The 2308-nt window shown below is 37.8% G+C and carries 4 protein-coding genes; 1 reads left to right on the plus strand and 3 read right to left on the minus strand.

Annotated features, from left to right (window positions below):
- The 3 genes from BGC07_RS19865 to BGC07_RS17670 all read right to left on the minus strand — a co-directional run.
- Window positions 1–704, minus strand: a 704-nt coding sequence (locus tag BGC07_RS19865; RefSeq protein WP_139121838.1) for an aminotransferase class I/II-fold pyridoxal phosphate-dependent enzyme, incomplete at its 3' end; no start/stop codon positions are given.
- Window positions 705–1169 carry a hypothetical protein gene (locus tag BGC07_RS17665; RefSeq protein ID WP_069314381.1) on the minus strand — a complete coding sequence of 155 codons (465 nt, stop codon included), beginning with the start codon at window positions 1167–1169 and terminating at the stop codon, window positions 705–707.
- Window positions 1153–1836 carry a cupin domain-containing protein gene (locus BGC07_RS17670; RefSeq protein ID WP_069314382.1) on the minus strand — a complete coding sequence of 228 codons (684 nt, stop codon included), beginning with the start codon at window positions 1834–1836 and terminating at the stop codon, window positions 1153–1155. The genes BGC07_RS17665 and BGC07_RS17670 overlap by 17 nt, the downstream gene beginning before the upstream one ends.
- A gap of 214 nt (window positions 1837–2050) precedes the next feature.
- Between BGC07_RS17670 and BGC07_RS17675 the strand changes: the two genes are divergently transcribed.
- Window positions 2051–2308 (plus strand): hypothetical protein (locus BGC07_RS17675; RefSeq protein WP_139121837.1); only part of this gene is annotated, 258 nt, incomplete at its 3' end.

Below are 2308 nucleotides of genomic sequence, written 5' to 3' on the forward strand. Positions count from 1 at the left end.
GGCCCAGCGATTGCGTAAGGCAAAATCAATTTTTTCACACAATGCAGCAAAGCCGGTTGCGCGATCAAAGCACCGATACGAATACTTGCTAAACCCAACGCTTTTGAAAATGTACGACCAATGATTAAATTAGGATATTGGTGAATGTAATGCGCCCAGCTCTGCTGGTCACTAAACTCTTGGTAAGCCTCATCAATGAAAATAAATCCTGCATAATTTTCTAATAAATTTAAAATGGCATCTCGATTAATATTACTTCCTATTGGGTTATTAGGTTGGCAAATAAAAATTAATTTACTCTTTGATTTTAAAATCTCTTGATAATTAAAGTCATTTAAACTCTCGCCTTGCAAGCAAACTTCAATGATATTAAGATCATTAAATTTAGCGGCAGATTTAAATAAAAAAAAGCTTGGACTTAAAAGGCAAACAGAATCTTTAGGGCGCGTCAATGCCCGCGCTAATATTTCAATTAAAGAAGACAAACCAGGGGCACCGAAACAAATATGATCTTCTTTTATATGCTCATTGAAGCCTGGTTCTAATAAATTTAAAACATTAAGATAGCGTGTCGCAAGCGCTTGATATGACACACTGGGATATTGCGCTTCTTCTTGATCAACGTAAGTATTTTCATTATCGCCTAAGCGTGTCCAACCTGGTTTCGGCGTACTAAACAGCTGATAATCAATTTCCTCAGTCAACTAAGCGCCCTCACCTTTCACAAGCGTAGCAAAGCGTGCAAAAAGCTGTTCTAGAACCTGCCAACCCTTATGTTGGATCTTTGCAAGCTCACCATAGTGCTGCGAACTTAACCCTTCAAGCAATGAAGTGCCTAGCTGGCTGTGGCTTTCATCTAAATTCAAATGAGTATTAAAATGACCACACGCATCGTCATTTTCAAAAACACCGGCAGTCTTCTGATAAACACTATCAGCACAACTTTCAACAACTAAATAAATCAAAACAATACGCTCAAGCTCATCGCAGCTTTCCATCATTCGGCAAAACCAACTGGAGGAGCTCTCTATCATCGGATCCCAAAGCTGGGATTCTTTTGTCACTCCGGTTGCGTGACGCAACTGGATATCGTGCGCAAACTCCTCTTGCATGTGCATCTCAGCAATGGAAAAATGCTTTGCATTAGACGTGTTAATGTAATGCAGCATCACCATTTTCTGAAAATAATCCGACCACGTCTGAAAATGATTTAAAAAAGATATCTTTCTGCTGGCCACTCATTTGCTGATGAACCACTGAAAAAAATTGATTGCTTTCAAATTTTTTCTGATAGTTTTCATTTGCCAACAGCAAACTAGACAAATTATTAATACTAGATAATTGCTTTTTTTTATATTGTGAGAAACTGACCAAGGGCTCAGCTGCGCTTTCATATAACCCTCGCTCAGCAAACTGGATAGATAAGCCCCAAAAGCCTTTCTCGCCGCCAATAAAACCATGCACCGCACCACTAGGAATAAAAAAATTATCCCCTTCAACAAGCTCTACTTCAACATCCCCCAAGGAAGACACACTGCCTTGACAAACGATAATCAGCGAATCTATCGGATGAGTATGTGGCACTAAAACCTCCCCCTGACCTAAATGAACCCAAGCAATGCCTAAGCGAGCCTGCTCTGGAATATGTTCAGCTAAGTCAGCGTGGCGGCGAAAGTCTTTTTGCACACCCAAAAAATAAGCGCCTTTTTCTGTCGCCACTTTGTGTAAGCTAGGAATATCGTGACGAGAGACCTTAAACGGTAAATTTTTATTGACAATACCCACTGCATCAGACTTCTGCTCAGAAGGACGCTCAATCAGATCAATCTCACTCATAGCCTACTAGCCTTAAAATTCTCTTTATTTTTTATCTTAAAGCATAGAATCCATCACATATTTTATCCAACAGTCATAAACATGAACAACAATAAGACTATTCTTCAATAACTTAAAAAAACACTCCTAAATAAAACAAATAATCATCAAAAAATATAGTTTTTTGGTATTTAATTAAATTATACCTTCTCAACAATGTCGTGATTTTTAAGTTATGAAACAACTCAGTTCATACAGTCACTTCCTACAAAGTGATATTGACTATAAAATACAAGATAGTGTTGAAAATCACGCAGAAATTTTAAAATTCAAAGACATTTTGAACACGGTGAATGTTGATGACTTTACTTTCGTTCGAGCTTACTTTAATGGCTATTACAGTTATATTTCATCTAATGTTGATGATGAATTAGCTTTACTTTCAGAAAAACTCTGGAAACATGACCCAATTTTCAGCCACGACCGACTTGCC

The organism is Piscirickettsia litoralis, assembly GCF_001720395.1.
Classification (GTDB): domain Bacteria; phylum Pseudomonadota; class Gammaproteobacteria; order Piscirickettsiales; family Piscirickettsiaceae; genus Piscirickettsia; species Piscirickettsia litoralis.